General features: G+C 62.2%; 15 protein-coding genes. 6 read left to right on the top strand and 9 right to left on the bottom strand.

The features are described 5' to 3' along the window. Positions 1-124: 124 nt before the first annotated feature. Together ACM6JM_RS26545 and ACM6JM_RS26540 are read right to left on the bottom strand one after the other, a co-directional pair. Positions 125-1,495, bottom strand: a complete 1,371-nt coding sequence (locus ACM6JM_RS26545; protein ID WP_039771816.1) for an aspartate aminotransferase family protein — start codon at positions 1,493-1,495, stop codon at positions 125-127. A gap of 32 nt (positions 1,496-1,527) precedes the next feature. Beyond that, positions 1,528-3,021 (bottom strand): aldehyde dehydrogenase, encoded by a 1,494-nt coding sequence (locus tag ACM6JM_RS26540; protein WP_414882764.1) that lies wholly within the window; start codon positions 3,019-3,021, stop codon positions 1,528-1,530. Between the two features lie 239 nt (positions 3,022-3,260). Here ACM6JM_RS26540 and ACM6JM_RS26535 point away from each other — a divergent pair, with 239 nt between their 5' ends. Then, positions 3,261-4,175 (top strand): LysR family transcriptional regulator, encoded by a 915-nt coding sequence (locus ACM6JM_RS26535; protein WP_085668071.1) that lies wholly within the window; start codon positions 3,261-3,263, stop codon positions 4,173-4,175. Positions 4,176-4,265: 90 nt separating this feature from the next. Here the strand turns inward: ACM6JM_RS26535 and ACM6JM_RS26530 are convergent, their stop codons facing one another. Further along, positions 4,266-5,414 (bottom strand): hypothetical protein, encoded by a 1,149-nt coding sequence (locus tag ACM6JM_RS26530; RefSeq protein WP_039771819.1) that lies wholly within the window; start codon positions 5,412-5,414, stop codon positions 4,266-4,268. Between the two features lie 92 nt (positions 5,415-5,506). Then, positions 5,507-8,026, bottom strand: coding sequence for an ATP-dependent helicase HrpB (gene hrpB / locus ACM6JM_RS26525; protein ID WP_210710564.1), 2,520 nt, complete (start codon positions 8,024-8,026; stop codon positions 5,507-5,509). Positions 8,027-8,134: 108 nt separating this feature from the next. Between hrpB and ACM6JM_RS26520 the strand changes: the two genes are divergently transcribed. Continuing rightward, on the top strand, positions 8,135-8,554 hold the full coding sequence (locus ACM6JM_RS26520; RefSeq protein ID WP_039771823.1) for a hypothetical protein: 420 nt from the start codon (positions 8,135-8,137) through the stop codon (positions 8,552-8,554). 15 nt (positions 8,555-8,569) lie between these two features. After that, the gene (locus ACM6JM_RS26515; protein ID WP_074691557.1) at positions 8,570-9,466 is read left to right on the top strand and encodes a cation diffusion facilitator family transporter; all 897 of its coding nucleotides are present in this window, start codon (positions 8,570-8,572) and stop codon (positions 9,464-9,466) included. Here the strand turns inward: ACM6JM_RS26515 and ACM6JM_RS26510 are convergent. Next, positions 9,460-10,494, bottom strand: coding sequence for a DUF6515 family protein (locus ACM6JM_RS26510; RefSeq protein ID WP_085668075.1), 1,035 nt, complete (start codon positions 10,492-10,494; stop codon positions 9,460-9,462). The two genes, ACM6JM_RS26515 and ACM6JM_RS26510, sit on opposite strands and share 7 nt — an antisense overlap. 455 nt (positions 10,495-10,949) lie before the next feature. Between ACM6JM_RS26510 and ACM6JM_RS26505 the strand changes: the two genes are divergently transcribed. Further along, entirely contained in the window at positions 10,950-11,429 is a 480-nt protein-coding gene (locus ACM6JM_RS26505; RefSeq protein WP_007909658.1) for an Lrp/AsnC family transcriptional regulator, read from the top strand. A 106-nt stretch (positions 11,430-11,535) separates the two neighbouring features. Then, a complete protein-coding gene (locus tag ACM6JM_RS26500; RefSeq protein WP_003228500.1) occupies positions 11,536-11,745 on the top strand; it encodes a DUF2788 domain-containing protein in 210 nt (69 codons plus the stop codon). Here ACM6JM_RS26500 and ACM6JM_RS26495 read toward each other — a convergent pair. The 4 genes from ACM6JM_RS26495 to ACM6JM_RS26480 form a co-directional block, all read right to left on the bottom strand. Further along, on the bottom strand, positions 11,740-12,375 hold the full coding sequence (locus ACM6JM_RS26495; protein ID WP_039771829.1) for a pseudouridine synthase: 636 nt from the start codon (positions 12,373-12,375) through the stop codon (positions 11,740-11,742). The two genes, ACM6JM_RS26500 and ACM6JM_RS26495, sit on opposite strands and share 6 nt — an antisense overlap. A 72-nt stretch (positions 12,376-12,447) precedes the next feature. Further along, a complete protein-coding gene (amn, locus tag ACM6JM_RS26490; RefSeq protein ID WP_011336076.1) occupies positions 12,448-13,947 on the bottom strand; it encodes an AMP nucleosidase in 1,500 nt (499 codons plus the stop codon). A 59-nt stretch (positions 13,948-14,006) separates the two neighbouring features. After that, entirely contained in the window at positions 14,007-15,656 is a 1,650-nt protein-coding gene (locus ACM6JM_RS26485) for an acyl-CoA dehydrogenase family protein (protein ID WP_414882763.1), read from the bottom strand. A 95-nt stretch (positions 15,657-15,751) separates the two neighbouring features. After that, on the bottom strand, positions 15,752-18,100 hold the full coding sequence (locus tag ACM6JM_RS26480; protein ID WP_414882762.1) for a 7TM diverse intracellular signaling domain-containing protein: 2,349 nt from the start codon (positions 18,098-18,100) through the stop codon (positions 15,752-15,754). A gap of 304 nt (positions 18,101-18,404) precedes the next feature. On the opposite strand from ACM6JM_RS26480, the gene ACM6JM_RS26475 reads away from it, so the two are divergent. Further along, on the top strand, positions 18,405-19,202 hold the full coding sequence (locus ACM6JM_RS26475) for a hydroxymethylpyrimidine/phosphomethylpyrimidine kinase (protein WP_039771996.1): 798 nt from the start codon (positions 18,405-18,407) through the stop codon (positions 19,200-19,202). Positions 19,203-19,214: the final 12 nt, after the last annotated feature.

The following is a 19,214-nucleotide window of genomic DNA, read 5'->3' as shown; positions in this document are numbered from 1 at the left end:
CCCGGGACGCTCTGCGTCCCATTCGAGAGCTGGAACGCGGAGCGTCCCTTGAGGCATTCCCACGCAGACGGTTCGACGCCTCGACGTGGGAACGATCAGGACACGGAACGAGCGATCGGGGGAGTTAGAGCCGGCCGTATTCCTGCGCCGTACGATCCAGCGCTTTCAACGTCTTACCCACCAGCTCGTCAATCTCTTCACGACTGGCAATCAACGCCGGCGCCATGATCATCCGCCCCAGTGTCGAGCGAATGATCACCCCCTCCTCAAAACCAATCGTGCGGCAGCGCCAGGCGATGTCGTTCTCATTGGCAAAGCGCTTGCGCGTGGCCTTGTCTTCGGCCAGTTGCAACGCCGCAACCATGCCCGTGCCCTGGATATCGCCCACCAACGGGTGATTGCCGAACACCTCGCGCAGGCACTGTTGCAGGTACGGCCCGATGTCATCCTTGACCCGCGTCACCACGCCTTCATCGCGCAATGCCTTGAGGTTGGCAATCGCCACAGCCGCCGCCACCGGGTGCCCGGAATAGGTCAGACCATGGGCGAACACACCGCCCTGCTCCACCAGCACGTCGGCCATTTTCTTCGACAGGATCAGGCCACCCATCGGGATGTAACCGGAGGTCAAACCCTTGGCGATGGACAGGGTGTCCGGCTCGAAACCGAAGTATTCGTGGGCGAACCATTCGCCGGTGCGACCAAAGCCTCCAATCACCTCGTCGGCGCACAACAGCACGTCGTATTGGCGGCAGATGCGCTGGATTTCCGGCCAGTAGCTTTCCGGCGGGAAGATCATCCCGCCCGCGCCCTGGAACGGTTCGGCGATGAATCCGGCGACCTTGTCGGCGCCCAGTTCGAGGATCTTCGCTTCCAGTTGCTGCGCCGCCCGCAGGCCGAATTCAGCCGGGGTCAGGTTGCCTTCGTGGGCGAAGAAGTACGGCTCGTCGATGTGCGCGATGTCGGGAATCATCCCGCCCATTTCATGCATGAACTTCATGCCGCCAAGGGCCGTCGCGGCCAGGGTCGAACCGTGGTAACCGTTCCAGCGGCCGATCATGATTTTCTTCTCGGGCTTGCCCAGCACCTGCCAGTAACGGCGGACGGTACGGATCAGCACCTCGTTGGCCTCGGAGCCGGAGTTGGTGTAGATCGCGTGGCTGTAGTGGCCCGGCAGCAGGCTGAACAGCAACTCGGAGAGCTCGATCACCTGCGGGTGGGTGGTGTGGAAAAACATGTTGTAGTACGGCAACTGCTCCAGTTGCCGACTCGCCGCGGCGTTCAGATCCTTGCGCCCGTAACCGAGGTTGGTGCACCACAGCCCGGACATGCCGTCGAGGTAACGCCGACCGTCGTTGTCCCACAGGTGCAGGCGTTCCCCGCGCACCATCACCCGTGGGCCTTCGTCGTTGAGGGCCTTCTGGTCGACGAATGCATGAATGTGGTGCGCTGCATCGGCGGCCTGGTAGTCGCGGGTTTCACGTGAGGTGGTCATCGCCGGATCTCCTTTCTTGTTGTGAGCGGCTGTCATGAGCGCAGTTGAAACCAGGTGGTTTTCAACTGGGTGTATTTGTCGAACGAGTGCAGCGACAGATCGCGGCCGAAACCGGATTGTCTGCCGCCGCCGAACGGCACGGTCACGTCCAGCGCATCGACGCTGTTGACCGACACCGTACCGGCTCGCAATTGCCGCGCCACCCGGTGCGCGCGGTGCAGATCATCGGTCCACAGCGACGCCGCCAGACCGTAGACGCTGTCGTTGGCCAGTCGCAAGGCGTGGGCCTCGTCATCGAACGGCATCACCGCCAGCACCGGGCCGAACACTTCTTCACGAAACAGGGTCATGTGCGGCTGCACGTCGGTGAAAATCGTCGGCTGAACGAAGTTGTCCGAGCCGTTGAAACTCAATTGACGGCCGCCACAGACGCGGGTCGCGCCTTCGCGTTCGGCCTGATGGATGAAGCGCAGAACGCTTTCGGTCTGACGGGTGTCGACAATCGCCCCGGCCGCACTCGCCGGGTCCAGCGGATCGCCCGGCTGCCAGCGTTCGGCCTGGGCCTTCAGTCGTTCGACGAACTCATCATGAATCGAGCGCTCCACCAGCAACCGCGAGTTGGCCGAGCAGACTTCGCCCTGATTGAAGAAGATCCCGAACGCGGCTTTCTGCGCCGCCAGATCCAGATCCTTGCAGTCGGCGAACACCAGATTGGCGCTCTTGCCGCCGCACTCCAGCCACACCTGTTTGAGGTTCGACTGCGCGGAGTACTGCATGAAATATTTGCCGACCTGCGTCGAGCCGGTGAACACCAGACAATCGACATCCGGGTGCAGGCCCAAGGCTTTGCCGGCCTGTTCGCCGAGCCCCGGCAGCACGTTCAGCACACCGGCCGGCAGCCCGGCTTCCAGCGCCAGCTCGGCCAGACGCAACGCGGAAAACGGCGATTGTTCGGCGGGTTTGAGAATCACCGAATTGCCCGCCGCCAGCGCCGGGGCGAGTTTCCACGCGGCCATGTCCAGCGGGAAGTTCCACGGCACCACAGCCGCGACCACGCCCAGCGCTTCGCGGGTGATGGTCGCCAGCACGTTCGAGGCGCTCGGCGCGACCTGATCGTAGAGCTTGTCGAGGCTTTCGGCGTACCAGCGGAACACCCCGGCGGCGCCCGGCACGTCGATGTTGTAAGCGTCCATCACCGGTTTGCCCATGTTCAGCGAATCGAGCAGCGCCAGTTCTTCGCGATTGGCCAGAATCAGATCCGCCAGCCGCAGCAGCACTTGCTTGCGCTCAGTCGGTGAACGCCCGGCCCAGGTGCCGGCCTCGAACACCTGTCGCGCATTCTGCACCGCCGCGTCAACATCCTCTTCACCACACGCGGCGACGTTTGCCAGCAGCTGGCCGGTGGCCGGGTTGATCGCGGCAAAGGTCTGCCCCGACTGCGCCGCACGCAGTTTGCCGTCGATCACGGCCTGGTACGGATAGCTCAATTCAGCGGCCTTGCGCTGCCAGTCTGCAAGCTCGAACACGGTGGTTGCTCCTTGGACTTTTATTCTTTTGAGAACAGTGCGGGGTCGATAGTCGCTCAGGCCCGTGCGCGCTAAAACCAGTAAAAATGTCTTCGCAGACAATAAAAAAGGTAACCAGCCGATGGCCCCTTCGCGCGCGTATGGGGCTATTGTTCAGGGACAAAAAAACCGCCGACAGAACGGAGGCCGGCGGCTTACAAATTGCTTGGATGTGAAATCCGTTCGCTTTGAGGTTCACCGTGGCCGCTTACAACCTGCGTCAGTTGAAATACTTCATCACCACCGTCGAATGCGGCAGCGTCGCCGAAGCGTCGCGCAAGCTGTACATCGCGCAACCGGCGATTTCCACAGCGATCAAGGGGCTGGAAGACAGCTTCGGCGTGCAACTGCTGATCCGCCATCACGCCCAGGGCGTGTCCCTGACGCCGAGCGGTGCGCGGTTCTTCCGCAAGGCTCAGGAACTGCTGCGCATGGCCAAGGAGTTCGAACAGAACGCCCTCGCCGACAACGACGTGGTGGCCGGGCAGATCGATATCGGCTGTTTTGAAACGGTGGCACCGCTGTACCTGCCGCAACTGATTGCCGGCTTCTCGGCGCTGTATCCGGGGGTGAAGATCCGCATCCGCGATGGCGAACAACAGGAACTGGTGCAAGGCCTGACCTCGGGCACCTTCGATCTGGCAATCCTGTACAAGCACGACCTCGACGCCACCATCGAAACCGAACCGCTGATGCCGGCCCAACGACCTTACGCCCTGCTCCCGGCCGATCACCGCTTCGCCCAGCTCAAGCAGGTTTCGCTGCGCGACTTGTGCCTGGAACCGATGATCCTGCTCGACGTACAACCGAGCCGCACCTACTTCGTCAGCCTGTTCGAAGAACTCGGCCTGTCGCCACGCATCGAGTTCAGTTCGCCATCAATCGAAATGGTGCGCGGCATGGTCGGCCAAGGTTTCGGCTTCTCGATCCTGGTCACCCGCCCGCATTCGGAATGCACCTACGACGGCAAGAAAGTCGTGTGCGTGGACATCGTCGAAAACGTCACCGGGTCAGGCCTGGTGGCGGCGTGGCTCAAACGCGGACAACTGACCAAACCGGCGCAGCTGTTTGCCGATTATTGTCGGGAGCAGCTGACGGCGAAGGCCAGCCGATGAAAATCAAAAGATCGCAGGCTGCGATCTTTTGATACCAGCTTTATAAAACTCAGGCTGTCGCCGGAAAGCCGATGCCAACCCCCAAAAAACCTATTGATCGTTTTCCGTACCGAGTTGAGGGTCAATTTCAACGAAGTTCCGACGCAAGTAACCTTCCATGGCAATGTCTTCAATCGCCCACTCACCATGCCCGAGGTTGCCGACCAGGTCGCGGCGTTGCAGGCGCTTCAAGGCAGTCTGAACCGTCGCCGCGCTGGGCACGTGGCCACCGGGCATCTCGCTGCCAATCCACTCGCGTCCTTCGGTAGAAAAAATGGGAAGCCCCCTCACCAGCCCGATAAGTACAGTGAAATCCAGAGGAGCCATCTCCAGAATCAGGTTCTCGAAGTTGCCTTCGTCCGTCATGGTGCCCCAGGCTCGATGATCTGCATCTCGCACGCTGAGCCCCTCAGTGAGACACAGCAGAAATACATCGCGAATGTACTTGGGCATGTATCCCCGGGCAGCAAAACGCTCGAAAGCGGCGTTTACCTCCCACTCCCTTCCGGTGATTTCCTGGAACCGCTGGCCCAGATGCTGGACAAATTCCAGGCCAAGATTAGGAAACTGGATCTCGTGGCTGAACTGATAGAACGGTGCTTTGGTACGACGAAACATTCGATGCAGGCCATCCTGGGAGGAACCTGTAAACACTGCAAAGACTTCACCGTGCGCGTGCTGCAGTAGCGAACGGAGCGTAGCAGTCAAGTCTTCGAATTCTTTCCGGCTCGCCAGATGCTGAACCTCATCGATGATCAGCAGCGCCTTGCCGTTACCGAGTATCCGGAAGCGCTCGAAGAGCTCGATCAGGTTCAGTCCGCCCTCCTTCGCCAGCTCGGCCTTCACTGTTACGCCGTCGGTACTGGCGCCGGCCTCCACCGACTGGACCAGAGACCCCGGTCGCATGAGCTTCAGCCAGTTGCGTCGCAAGAACCCTGTACCGTGGATGGCCTCATACAACGCACCCGCGATCACCCGCTCAGGATGCGCCTTGTCAAACCACAGGTCTGCTGTTGCAACAATAAAGCCGTGTGCCTTGGCAATCGGTATCAGATCGTTGATCAGAAAGGTGGTTTTGCCCTTGCGCCGAGGCGCGAATATCGTCGCGGCGTTCTGCAGGCGTGACTCGAAAGTGACCAGGATTCCTTCAGCCAGGTTGGTGCGAGGGAAGAGCAGCGAGTCCTTGGTTTCCGGAGTCATTATGAGCCTTTATGTCAAAATACATAATTTATGAATAAAGAAATAATTACGCATAATTGAGGAAGATGGAAGGCCTACCTGAATGCCGTCTGTTACGTACCCCGTGGTTTTGCCCGAGCAGTGGCTTCAGCCACCAATGGATCATCCGGCCAATAGTGCTTCGGATACCGCCCCTTCAGATCCTTCTTCACTTCGGCATAGGTGCTGCGCCAGAAGTTGGCCAGATCCTGCGTCACCTGCACCGGGCGCCGTGCGGGCGACAGCAGGTGCAGTTTGACCACTTGCCGGCCGCCGGCGATGCGTGGTGTGTCGGCGAGGCCGAACAGCTCCTGTAAGCGCACCGCGAGAATCGGCGGTTGCTCGCTGTAGTCGAGTCGAATCGACGAGCCCGACGGCACGCTCAGGTGATGCGGCGCCTGCTCGTCGAGCTGTTGCGGCAGCGGCCACGGCAGCAGATTGCGCACGATGCTCGACAGGTCGAGGTTGGCGAAATGGCTGAGGCGCGAGACCTTGCCCAGATAAGGCATCAGCCAGTCTTCGAGGGTTTTCAGCAGTGTGGCGTCGCTGACATCCGGCCATTGGCTGTCGCCCTTGGCGTCCAGGTCGAGCTGGCGCAGCAACGCGACTCGCGCCTGCCACTGGCGCAGTTCCGGAGTCCACGGCAGCAGCTCGAGACCTTTGCGCCGCACCAGATTGACCAGCGCCTGACTGCGGGCGTTTTCGTCGAGGCCGGTCAGTGGTTCGCGGCTGAGGATCAGTTCGCCCACCTTGCGCTGACGCTCGGCGCGCAATACGCCTTCGCGTTCGTCCCAGTCCAGTTGATCGACGTTGTGCACTTGTTCGGCGAGCACCGAATCGAACAGCGCCGGATCGAAATCCGCCGCCAGATAAATCCGCTCTTCACGCTGGCCTTGGCGGCTGCCGAGGTCGGCGATCACGATCCACGGTTCCTTCATCAGGCTGTCGGCTTCGGCGAACAGCGCCGCGCGGCCGTTGGCCAGACGATATTCGGCGCCACCGGCCCGTCGCTGCTGGGCGACGCGATCCGGGTAGGCCAGCGCCAGCAAGGCGCCGAGCCAGCGTGGGTGATCCGGATCGGCGACCGGCTCGCTCGGTTGCCCACGCAGGTAGCCGCGATATTGCCGCGCCAGTTGCCGGGCACGCTGCACGCCGCCCTGGGCACCGCGCGCCGCGCGCTCTTCGCCGGACAGCAGCACCAGACGACTGTGCAGATCCGCCCCGGCGCCGCGCAAAATGTCCCGCTCGCCGAGCAACGCGGCGACGTCGCATGCCATGTTCGCCAGACCCAGTGCCTGACCGCGCAAAAGCAAATGAGCGATGCGCGGATGGGCCGGCAATTCGGCCATGGCCTGACCGTGGCGGTTGAGGCTTTCACCGTCCAGTGCACCGAGGCGCTGCAACAGGTCTTGAGCCTGTGCATAAGCGGCGGCCGGTGGCACGTCCAGCCAGATCAGATCACTCGGCGCCACGCCCCAGCGACCGAGTTGCAAGGCCAGCCCGGCGAGATCCGCCGAGAGGATTTCCGCGCTGCCATAAGCCGCCAGTTGCTCATGCTGGTCCTGCGACCACAGGCGATAACACACGCCCGGTTCCAGACGCCCGGCCCGGCCCGCGCGCTGAGTGGCGCTGGCTTTGGAGATGCGCTGTGTGTCGAGGCGAGTCATGCCGCTGCCCGGATCGAAACGCGGCACCCGCGCCAGCCCGGCGTCGATCACCACGCGCACGCCGTTGATGGTCAGGCTGGTCTCGGCGATGTTGGTGGCCAGCACCACTTTGCGCTGGCCCGCCGGGGCCGGGTCGATGGCGGCGCGTTGTGCATTCAGGTCGAGTTCGCCGTGCAACGGGCAGAGCAAGACGTCGCTGCGCTCACCGATGGCGTCCGCCAGTTGCTGATGAACCCGCCGGATTTCCGCCTGCCCCGGCAGAAACACCAACAGGCTGCCGGTTTCATCGTGCAGCGCTTCGAGCACCGTTTGCGTGACGCGTTGATCAATGTACTCGCCGGGCTGGAACGGTCGGCCCCAGCGCATCGTCACCGGGAACATCCGGCCTTCGCTGCGCAGGATCGGTGCGTCGTCGAGCAAGCCGGCCAGACGTTCGCCTTCGAGGGTGGCGGACATCAGCAGAATCTTCAGCGGTTGTTCAGCTCGAAACAGCTCGCGACCGTTCAGACTGAGGGCCAGCGCCAGATCGGCGTCGAGGCTGCGTTCGTGAAATTCGTCGAAGATCAGCAGGCCCACGCCTTCCAGCGCCGGGTCGTCCTGCAAGCGCCGGGTGAGGATGCCTTCGGTGACCACCTCGATGCGGGTGTTGGGGCCGACTTTGCTGTCGAGGCGGATGCGATAACCGACGGTTTCACCAACCTTCTCGCCCAGCTCGCTGGCCAACCGTTCTGCGGCTGCGCGGGCGGCCAGCCGACGCGGTTCGAGCATGAGAATGGTCTGCCCGTTCAGCCACGCTTCATTGAGCAGGGCCAAGGGCACGCGGGTGGTTTTACCGGCGCCGGGCGGTGCTTCGAGCACGGCTTCGTGACGTGTCGCGAGGGCTTCACGCAGGGCGGGTAAAACGTCATCGATCGGCAACGAATTCATACTGGCTCCAAAACAGAGCGGCGAGTATAACGGCGAACTGCCAGGCGTTCGTCAGGGTCTTAACTTCACACGATGACGCTTCGTTAACAGATGACTCAGGAGATTCCCATGCGCTTACCTTTTCGCCTGATCGGCGGTGTACTGGTTGCCACCCTGCTCACTCAGATCACCGCGTGCGGTTCGATTTTCTACCCAGACCGGCGCGGCCAGATCGACGGCAAGATCGACCCGGCGATTGCCGTGCTCGATGCCGTGGGCCTGCTGTTCTATATCCTTCCCGGCGTGATCGCGTTTGCCGTGGACTTCGCCACCGGCGCGATCTACTTCGAACCGGGCCACACGGCGCAGGTCGATCCGGCCAAGCTCAAGCAAGCCATCGGCCCGGACGGTCAGGTCGATAACTTGAAGTTGCAGGCTATTCTCGAAACGGAGCTGGGCCGCAATCTGCCGCTGGACGACCCGCGCCTGATCCAGCACAAGGGCAGCACCCAGCAACTGGCGATGTTCGGCCTGCAACCTGCCGCATAAGGAATTGACGCACCCATGACCACAAGCACCGAACACGCCCGCCTGCTGCGGCTGGCGACCCGCGCCTCGGTGGCGGTGGCCTGTACGCTGATTATCGCCAAAGCCATCGCCTGGTGGCTGAGCGGTTCGGTGAGCATGCTCGCCGGCCTCACCGACTCGGCCCTCGATGGCGTCACTTCGTTGCTCAATCTGCTGGCGGTGCATTACGCGCTGCGTCCGGCGGACGACGATCACCGTTATGGCCACGGCAAGGCCGAGTCGCTGGCGGGCATGGCGCAGGCGCTGTTCATTGGCGGCAGTGCGGTGCTGATCGCGTTTCAGGCTTATGAGCGCCTGAAACATCCCGAGCCACTCGGCGCGCCGTGGCTGAGCATTGGTGTGATCGTATTTTCCCTGCTGCTGACTGTCGCACTGTTGATGCTGCAGCATCGGGTCATCAAGCAGACCGGCTCCAACGCCGTGCGGGCGGACTCGCTGCATTACCGTTCGGACCTGTTGCTTAACGGCAGCATTCTGATTGCGCTGGTGTTGGCCGGTTTGGGTTTCGATCAGCTGGATGCGTGGTTCGGTCTGGGGATCGCTGCCTACATCTTATGGAGCGCAATCCAGATCGCCCGGGAAAGTTTTTCGGTGCTGATGGATGAAGAGCTGCCGGCGGATGTCAGTCAGCACATGCTCGAACTGGCGTGCGGTGTACCGGGGGTATTGGGCGCGCATGATTTGCGCACGCGGATTTCCGGCAATCACTGGTTCGTGCAATTGCACCTGGAATTGCCGGGGGAGCTGACGCTGTCAGTTGCTCACGGCATCAGCGATCAGGCGGCGGATGCCATTCACAAAGCCTACCCACGGGCAGAAGTGCTGGTGCACGCCGACCCGCAGGAAGTGGTCAAAGCCGCCCGGGCTCAGTAGTTGACCTGATAACCGCGACTGCTCAGGCAATTGCCCTGGGCCTGGCGGTAGGCCTGCACCACTTCGGGTGCCGGTTGGTAAGTCGCGGTGCGCGGATTGAAGCCGCTCTGCTGCACCGCGTACTGATAGCACTCATAGCCGTCGCGCTGAACCTGCTCCGGTGACTGGCCGTTGGCCGGATACGCCTCCACGTCATAACCATTGCCGGTCGGCTGCGTTGGCTGCTGCGCCGGCGGTTCGACCACCACGTAATCCTGGGTCGCTTCCTGATAGGCGTAGTACGAGCCGGCGGCAAGGAACAGCAGCGAGCCGCCGATCCACACTTCCCGAGCGTAATCCGGCAGGTACTGGATGCGAATCCCGCGCGGCGGCTGAACCACGATGTAGCGCGGGCCTTGCGGGCGATACCAGTAGCCGCCGGAGTAGAAATAGTCCTGGCCGCGATACGGCACGCGGTAATCCCGATCCGGGAAACGGTCGATCACATGACCCGGCCGGTATTGCGGACCGGGGCCCCAGCCGTTGCCATGCCCATCGGGTCGACCCGGCCAGCGGTTGTCGTTGGGGCGGTTGCCGGTCTGCCAGTTCTGGTGATAACCGTTCTGCGGGCGCTCGTCGCGGTAGTAACCCTGACGCGGTTCCTGGGTCTGGCGCACGGTGTCGGGGCGCGGCTGGATCGGCAGATCGTTGGCCGGCAATTGCGGCGGCGGTGGCGGCTGGCGCACCGGGTTGGGGTTGTACGCCGGACGTGGCTGGTTCTGGTTCTGCCACTGGCCGTGGTTCTGCTGACCGTTGTGCTCGAACTGGCGGCTATTGTCGCCACGAATGATGTCGTTGTTCTGCCGCTGCGGACTGTTCTGGCCGCGCTGCTGATCACCGCCGCCATGCCCCTGATTGTTGCCCTGATGCTCCGGCCCGCGTCCGCCGCCGTCGGGGCCGCGATTCTGCGGCTCATCCGCCAGCGCTTGCGCACCGACACTCACACACAGCAAACCAACACTGGCCAGACGCCAGATGCGCGACTTCATGGAATTCCTCACTGCGGACTTGAGCCTGAAATTAAGAGGGCGTGTAGCTAAGACCGGAGATGGACACACCGGGTTCTGCTACAGGTTATCAGTCACGTCATTTATTTATTGAGCGAGATGGGCCAAATCGCGGGCAAGAAAAAAGGGAGACCCGTCGGCCTCCCTTCTAGAGAACTTCGTCCTGGCTCGACGCTTTTGACGTCGGCTCACCTCACGCCGTCTTCTGGACAGTGTGCAGCTCGGGGGCCGGCACAACCCCGGTGGGGGTGGCGGCCGCGGCGGGCCGGATTGGGCGGGCCGCAGTGGACTGTGTTACCGAGCAGTGATTCTGGTGATAAGAATAGGCCCGGCGCTGCGACAGATGATTGCGAAGATTGCTCAAATAAACATCACTTGCGCAATTTTTAACCCTGGATAGATAATCCGCCGCAATAGTTAAGACAAAGGACCGTTTGATGAGCAAACTCGACCGTTACGACCTGAGTATTTTGGCGGAATTGCAGCGCGACGCCCGCATCTCCAACCAGGAACTGGCCGAGCGCATCGGTCTGTCGCCCTCCCCGTGCTCGCGCCGGGTCAAGCAACTGGAGGATGACGGCTACATCTCCCGTCAAGTCGCCCTGCTCGATCGCAAGATGCTCGGCCTGAGCCTGACCGCCTACGTGCTGATCGGCATGGACCGCCACACGCCGGAGCGTTTCGAGAACTTCGAAGCCGCAATCCGCACCTTGCCGCAAGTGCTGGAATGCAGCCTGGTGACTGGCGTGGATGCCGACTACCAACTGAAAGTGGTGGTGCCGGACATGGATCACTATCAGAAGCTGCTGCTGGGGCATCTGACCCGGATCGAAGGCGTAACCAGCGTGCGCTCGAGTTTTGTGCTGAATCAGGTGCTCAACAGCACCGAACTGCCGCTGACTCATCTGCGCAGCTGAAATCGACGAATGACTGCGGCACACCGACGCAGGTCAATGCTGCGTCGTTCACCGCTGGCGTATACTCCCGGCCGCCCTTTCAGCCGCGCAGCGCCGGAGATGCCCGATGGATCCAGCAGTATTTGAAGAGTGGATGATGACTGGCCTTGTCAGCATCCTGATCATTTTCATGGGTTTCATCGTCTGGGATCTGGCGAAGAAGTCCAAGGCCGGGCGCTTCGGCTCGTTCATTCTGTTCTTCGTGCTGGGCCTGGGCGTGGCCGCGTTCATCATCAAGAGCGTGGTGATCGGCCTGATCGAATCCGGCGCCTTATAAACGCGCCGGCACTTCTTTCCACTGGCCCTGATCGAGCCCTTCGATCGTCCAGTCACCAATCCTGACCCGCACCAGCCGCAACGTCGGCAGCCCCACCGCCGCTGTCATCCGCCGCACCTGGCGGTTGCGCCCTTCGCGAATCACCAGCTCCAGCCAGGTTGTCGGAATCGTTGCGCGAAAGCGTACCGGCGGATTGCGCGGCCACAGCTCGGGCTCATCCAGTTGCCGCGCTTGCGCGGGCAAGGTCATGCCGTCATTCAGCTCGACGCCGTCACGCAGACGCTGCAACTGCTCGGCTGTCGGCACGCCTTCGACCTGCACCCAATAGGTTTTCGCCAGCTTGTGCTTGGGGTCGGCGATCCGCGCCTGCAACTGGCCGTCGTTGGTCAGCAGCAGTAAACCTTCGCTGTCGCGGTCCAGCCGCCCGGCCGGGTAGATGCCCGGAATGTCGATGTAATCCTTGAGCGTCGCCCGCCCTTCACCGTCGCTGAATTGCGTCAGCACATCGAACGGTTTGTTGAACAGGATCAGCTTCGGCTCGGCCGGTGGTGCCTTGGCGACACGGCGCGGGGCTGAAGAGGATGGCTTCACGCCGGGGCGGCGAGAAGGTGGACGTTGGGGACGGGACATGGGCAAAACAACATCTGGCGATCTGGGCTGACAATGCTAGTGCCCCGACCGCCAAATGACCACGACAAACCTTTAGCGGAACGGCGGCTCGTCGAAGCTGCGCAGTTTGCGCGAGTGCAGCGAATTGAGTTCGGTGCGCAGCAGATCCACCGCTTCGATGCCGATCTTCAAGTGCTGACTGACCGCACGTTCGTAAAACGCGTTGGCCGAACCCGGCAGCTTGATTTCACTGTGCAGCGGTTTGTCCGAAACGCACAGCAACGTGCCGTACGGCACTCGCAGGCGATAACCCTGGGCGGCGATGGTGCCGCTTTCCATGTCCACCGCCACGGCGCGGGACAGGTTGATCAGCGGTCGCTCCTGGGCCCAACGCAGTTCCCAGTTACGGTCGTCGTAGGTCAGCACGGTGCCGGTGCGCAGGCGCTTCTTCAGCTCTTCGCCCTTCTCGCCGGTGATATTGGCTGCCGCTTGTTGCAGCGCCAGTTGCACTTCGGCCAGCGCCGGAATCGGAATATTCGGTGGCACCACCCGGTCGAGAATCCCGTCGCGACGCATATAAGCGTGAGCCAGCACGTAGTCGCCGATGGTCTGCGACTGACGCAGGCCGCCGCAGTGACCGATCATCAGCCAGCAATGCGGACGCAACACGGCCAGGTGGTCAGTGATGTTCTTGGCGTTGGACGGGCCGACGCCGATGTTCACCAGGGTCACGCCGTGGCCATCGCTGGCGATCAGGTGATAGGCCGGCATCTGGTAGCGGTGCCAGACCACGCCGGCGGCAATCGCCGAGGCTTCGCCGTGATCCATGCCTTTTTCGATGATCACGTTGCCCGGCAGCACCATGCGCACGAAGCGCGGGTCGCGGCGCAGTTGCTCCAGACCATGGACGATGAACTGGTCGACATAACGGTGGTAGTTGGTCAGCAGAATCCACGGCTGCACATGGCGCCAGTCGCTGCCGGTGTAATGCACCAGACGACGCAGCGAGAAGTCGACGCGGGCCGCATCGAACAGCGCCAATGGCAGTGGATCGGTGTTTTCCCAGTCGTAGAGGCCGTCGGCGATGCCATCGGTGGCGGCGGACAGGTCAGTACTCGGGAACACTCGCGCCAGCACGGCGGCAGTGACACCGGAGCCGGCCAGTTCATCGCCCTGCTCGACCACGTACGGGTACGGAATGTTCTGCCCGCTGACTCCGACTTCGACAGTCACGGTGAAGTCGTGCATCAGCGGCGTGAGCTGCTCGAGCAGGTATTTGCGAAACGCCTTCGGATGGGTAACGGTCACGCTGTAGGTGCCCGGCAACTGCACCTTGGCGTAGGCGCGGGTGGTCTGCGGGACTTCACCCTGGCAGTGGTAGGTCAGACGCAGTTCGGGATAACGGAACAGGGCACGTTGCTCGGCGTCGGGCTCGACGCGATCCTTGAGATAACGCTTGAGCGCCGAGTTCAGCGCCGTGGTGGCCCGCTCATGCAGCTCGGCCAGACGATCCACGGCCTGTTCGGCGGTTTGAACGACAATAAACGCTTCGGTCACGATCAGCTTCCTGTGTTCTGACTTGCAGAGCTTCATCTTGCCTGCATCGTGGCGTCACGGAAACAGTGGCGTTGTGGCTTTGTCGCGATCCCCCTTCAGAAACCTTGCGGTGTCGAGCGAGCGACGATTGCCTCGACATCCAGCCCACGCGGTAAAGCGCCGTAGGCCCGACCGCCACCGCTCAGGCGACTGGCGATAAAAGCATCGCTGACCGCCGAATTCCCGGCCTCCAGCAGCAGCTTGGCTTGCAGTCCCAAAGCGATGTCTTCGGTCAATTGCCGAGCGCGGTACTGAATGTCGCTTGTGTCCTTGAACTGCGCCTGCAATTGCTGGATGTGCGTGGCCAGTCGCTTGTCGCCATGGCCGTCGCCCAACTCGCTGAACAACACGTCAAGCACACCCGGCTCTTTCGACAAGGCGCGCAACACATCGAGGCATTGCACGTTGCCAGAGCCTTCCCACGTCGAGTTCACCGGCGCTTCGCGGTACAGCCGCGGCAGGATGCTGTCTTCGACATACCCGGCGCCGCCCATGCACTCGGCGGCTTCGTTGATCATTCCCGGCGCACGTTTGCAGATCCAGTATTTACCCACCGCCGTCACCAATCGGGCGAACTGCGCTTCATGGCGGTCGTCCAGATGATCCAGCGCCTTGCCCATGCGCAGGCTCAGAGCCAGCGCGGCTTCGCTTTCCAGCGCCAGATCGGCCAGCACGTTCTGCATCAGCGGTTGTTCGCTGAGCAGTTTGCCGCCGACCTTGCGATGGGCGCAGTGATGGCTGGCCTGGGTCAGCGCCTGACGCATCAGCGAACTGGAGCCGACCATGCAGTCGAAACGGGTCATGGCCACCATCTCGATGATGGTCGGCACGCCGCGCCCTTCTTCGCCGACCATCCACGCCAGTGCGCCACGGAACTCCACTTCGCTGGAGGCATTGGACTGGTTGCCGAGTTTGTTTTTCAGGCGCTGGATATAGAACTGATTGCGCGTGTCGTCCGGGCGATGGCGCGGCAGCAGGAAACAGCTCAGGCCCTTGTCGGTTTGCGCCAGCGTCAGAAACGCATCACACATCGGCGCCGAACAGAACCACTTGTGCCCCACCAGTTCATAAGCCTGGCCCGGGCCACTGGCGCCGACCGGATAAGCCTTGGTGGTGTTGGCGCGCACGTCGGTGCCGCCCTGTTTCTCGGTCATCGCCATGCCGATGGTCACGCCAGCCTTGTGGGCCATGCCCACATTGCGCGGGTCGTATTCGGTGGCGAGGATTTTCGGCAGCCATTGCTCAGCCAGATTCGGCTGCAAACGCATCGCCGGCACACTGGCGAAGGTCATGGTCAGCGGGCAACCGCTGCCGGCCTCGGCCTGGCTGTGCAAATAGGTCATGGAGGCGCGGGCAACATGGGCGCCGTCCTGTGGATGAGCCCAGGGCAACGACGTCAAGCCATGTTCGATGGCCGTGCGCATCAGCTCGTGATACGCCGGATGAAACTCCACCAGGTCGATGCGATGACCGTAGCGGTCATGGCTGGCGAACACCGGTTTGTTCTGGTTGGCGAGGAACCCGGCCTCCATCAACGGGCCGCCGGCCAAGGCGCCGTAAGCGTCGATCCGCGACTCGGCCCAGCCGGCGCCGAACCGCCGCGACCACTCCTGCAACGGCAGGTCGATGCGGTAGAGGTTGGTGCCGTCCAGCGACGGTGGCTGGTTGGTGACTTCGTGGGTTTCGGCGAACTGATGCAGGTACATGACGGGGCTCCTTGATCGGCCAGAGCTTCAGTTAAGCACCGCCCCGGAACCGATCAAAGTGTCATATCGGCCTAAATACCGGCGCTTTCACCCTGTCAGCAGCTCAACACCCGCCGCTGCATCGCCACCTGCAGATCCTCGAATTTCACCGGTTTGCTCAGGTAGTCGATCGAGCCGCCCGACGCGCAATGCTCGCGATCCGCCCCCAGCGCGATCATGAACACCGGCAAATGGGCGCATCCCGGCAGGTCACGGATCTGGCAACACAGCGATGCCCCGTCGAGCGGCGGTAACTGGCAGTCGATCAGCACCGCATCGAAGCGCTCGCGCTGCAAACAGTCGAGCGCCGCCGCGCCGTGGTCGGCAGTGCGCACCCGAAACCCGAGCTTGAGCAACATGCCGCGCATCACCAGTTGGTTGACGCTGTTGTCGTCCACCAGCAGCACGGTGCAATCCTGCGGCGCGCGCACAGTGTCACGGCTGAACGCGGGCACGGCTTCCACTTCCGGCAACTCAAACTCGACATCCAGTTGAAAACGGCTGCCGCGCCCCGGCTCGGAGCGGTGTGTGAGCTTGCCACCGAGCAATTCCACCAATTGACGGCAGATCGCCAGACCGACGCCCAGCCCGCCGTATTCGCGGGTCATCGAACCGTCGAGCTGGAAGAACCGCTGATACATCGTCGCCTCGCCCAGATCGGTAAAACCGATGCCGGTGTCGATCACCGCAAAGGACAACGCCAGGCGATTGTCCGTCGATGGCTTGCCGGTGACCCGCAACGCCAGACCGCCGACGCGGGTGAATTTGATCGCGTTATCCAGCAGGCACTCCAGGCATTGCGCGAGTTTGGCGCTGTCGCCATGCAGGCGATCCGGCAGGGTCGGCAGCACGTCGACCTTGAAGTCCAGCGACTTGCTCGAAGCGTTGCTATCGAACTGCATCCGCAACGCCTCGACCACCCCGCGCAGGCTGAAACTGCCAGGCGTGGCCTTGAGCTTGCCGGCCTGCAATTCGGTCAGGGTCAGGATGCCGTTGACCATGCGCATCATGTCCCGCGCCGAACCGGCGGCGGTCTGCTGGTATTGCTCCAGTTCCGGATCGAGTTCGACGGTCTGCATCAGCTCCAGCGAACCGATCACCCCGTTCATCGGCGTGCGCAGTTCGTGGGTCAGAGTCGCGAGGAATTCATCCTTGAGCTTGTTGCTGTGGGCCAGTTGCTGGTTCAGCACTTCAAGTTTCTGGCCGGCGTCGAACAGGGTCTGCGCCTGTTGTTCGCGCATGGCGTTGATGCGGTCGGCCAGCGCCAGCGACAGCAGCGCCACTTCGATGGCTGAACCGATCTGGCTGGCGTACATGGTCAGGAACACATTTGGCAGCAGGCCCAGCACCATCATGGTGTTGACGATGCCGCCGATCAGGAATGCCGACCAGGCAATGATGAAATAACGCGCCACCCGCAGGCCACGCCACCAGGCCAGGATCCCGGCGGCGAAGATCACCACGGTGAAGGTCAGGGCCAGGGTCGTCGCCAGACGCAGGGCCAGGCCATAACTGGTCATCAACGACAGACCGATCACCACGGCGCCAAAAACAATCAGGGCGATCAGCAGGCGATCGAGCCAGCGGCTGTGGTTCTTCGTTTGCAGGAAACTGCGGGCGAACTGGCTGCCGAACAACCCCGCACATCCGATGAAGAACGGCGTGGCGGCGTTGGCCCACCACGGGTTGTCCGGCCAGAAATACTCGACTGCCGCGCCGTTGACCGAGAGCTGATAAAGGCCGAACGAGGCGATATAGAAGATGTAATAGAGGTAACTGGTGTCGCGCACGCTGAGGTAGATAAACAGGTTGTAGACCAGCATCCCCAGCAGCACGCCATAAATGATCCCCAGCACGTACAGGCGCACCGGCTGGTCTTCGAGGTACGCGGTGCTCGACCACAACGTCACCGGCGCCTGGATCGAACCTTCGCTGGACAACCGCAGATAAACGGTTCGTTGCTGATCCGGCTTGAACGCCAGGTCGAACAGGTAATTGTTCTGACGGATCTCGCGACTGGCGAACGGCAAGGCGTCCCCGGTCTGCCGCACCAGACGGTAGTCACCGGCCGCATCGGGCAGATACAGATCGAGATGATCGAGCGGCGGATACGCCAGTTCCAGCAGCCAGCTGCGTTGCGCCGACGGGTTGGTCGGGCGGTAATGCAGGTCGATCTTCAGCCAGAACGCCGAGCGCGAATAACCGGCATTGAGCGTGGCTTTGTCATGGGGTTTGAAGTTTCCGGCGGCGGCTTGCGCGCGGACGTCGGCAATGCTCGCCTGACCGCTCGGGTCTTCGAACACTTGCAGGGATCGACCCAGCGGGAGGCTCTGGGTGAACTCGTCGAACTCGACGGCGCTTGCCAGGAGGGGCAAGCAGAACAGCAACATCAACAAATAGCGCATTGAAGCCCCAGCGTGGCTTGGCCGGTTGTGTCAGGAAGCCCCCCATTCCCTTTGAGATGACGTAAAACCGGTATTACCTGTTATTGGTTTGGATCCACTCTAGCATAGCCGTTGATGGCCATTGAGCACCATGGAAATTTTTCCTACAAAGGCTCTAGAACGGGCGTTCCAGAGCAAAACACCGGACTAGAGCTGTTGGCTCGGTCAGATTGTGACAAGCGCTGTGGATCTCGCTACCCGTGTTATCGGCCGCGCACTGCGCCACAACACCCGGAAAACAGGTTTGGTGGTAAGCTCGCGCACCATGAATATCTACAGCTCACGCCCCGTTGTCCTCTGTCTCTCCGGCCACGACCCCAGTGGTGGCGCCGGCCTGCAGGCAGATATCGAAGCCCTGCTCGCTCAGGGTTGCCATGCGGCTCCGGCCGTCACAGCCCTGACCGTGCAAGACACGGTCAACGTCACTGACTTTCGCGTCCTCGACCGTGAGTGGGTACTGGCCCAGGCCAATGCCGTGCTCAACGACTCCGAAGTCGCGGCGGTGAAACTGGGCATGCTCGGTTCCCTGGAAATGGTCGACACCGTCGTCGAACTGCTCCAGGCGCATCCGCACTTGCCAGTGGTCTGCGACCCGGTGCTGCGTGCCGGCGGCGGCGGACGCCTGGGCAAGGACGAAGTCGGCTACGCCATGCGCGAACGCCTGCTGCCGCTGTCGATCATCGCCACCCCCAACCTTCCCGAAGCCCGGATCCTTGCCGAACTGCCGGAAGGCACCGCGGACGAGTGCGCTGAAAAACTCCTGCCGTTCATCAAGAACCTGCTGATCACCGGCGGTCACGGCGACGAAACCGAAATCCACAATCGCCTGTACAGCCGCGACGGCCTGCGCGAAACCTTCAAGTGCCAGCGCCTGCCGGGCAGCTATCACGGTTCCGGCTGCACTCTGGCCAGCACCCTCGCCGGCCGCCTGGCACTGGGCGAAAACCTTGCCAGCGCCGTGCGTACCGCGCTGGATTACACCTGGCGCACCCTGCGCGATGCCGAACAACTGGGCAAAGGCCAGTTCGTGCCGCGTCGTCTGCCGCTGGATTTCTGTTCCTGATGTTTCGAGCCT

The organism is Pseudomonas sp. IT-P2 (genome assembly GCF_949767575.1).
Lineage (GTDB): Bacteria > Pseudomonadota > Gammaproteobacteria > Pseudomonadales > Pseudomonadaceae > Aquipseudomonas > Aquipseudomonas pharyngis.
Note: the sequence above shows the minus strand (reverse complement) of the source record. Positions and strands in the feature narration are given on the sequence as shown.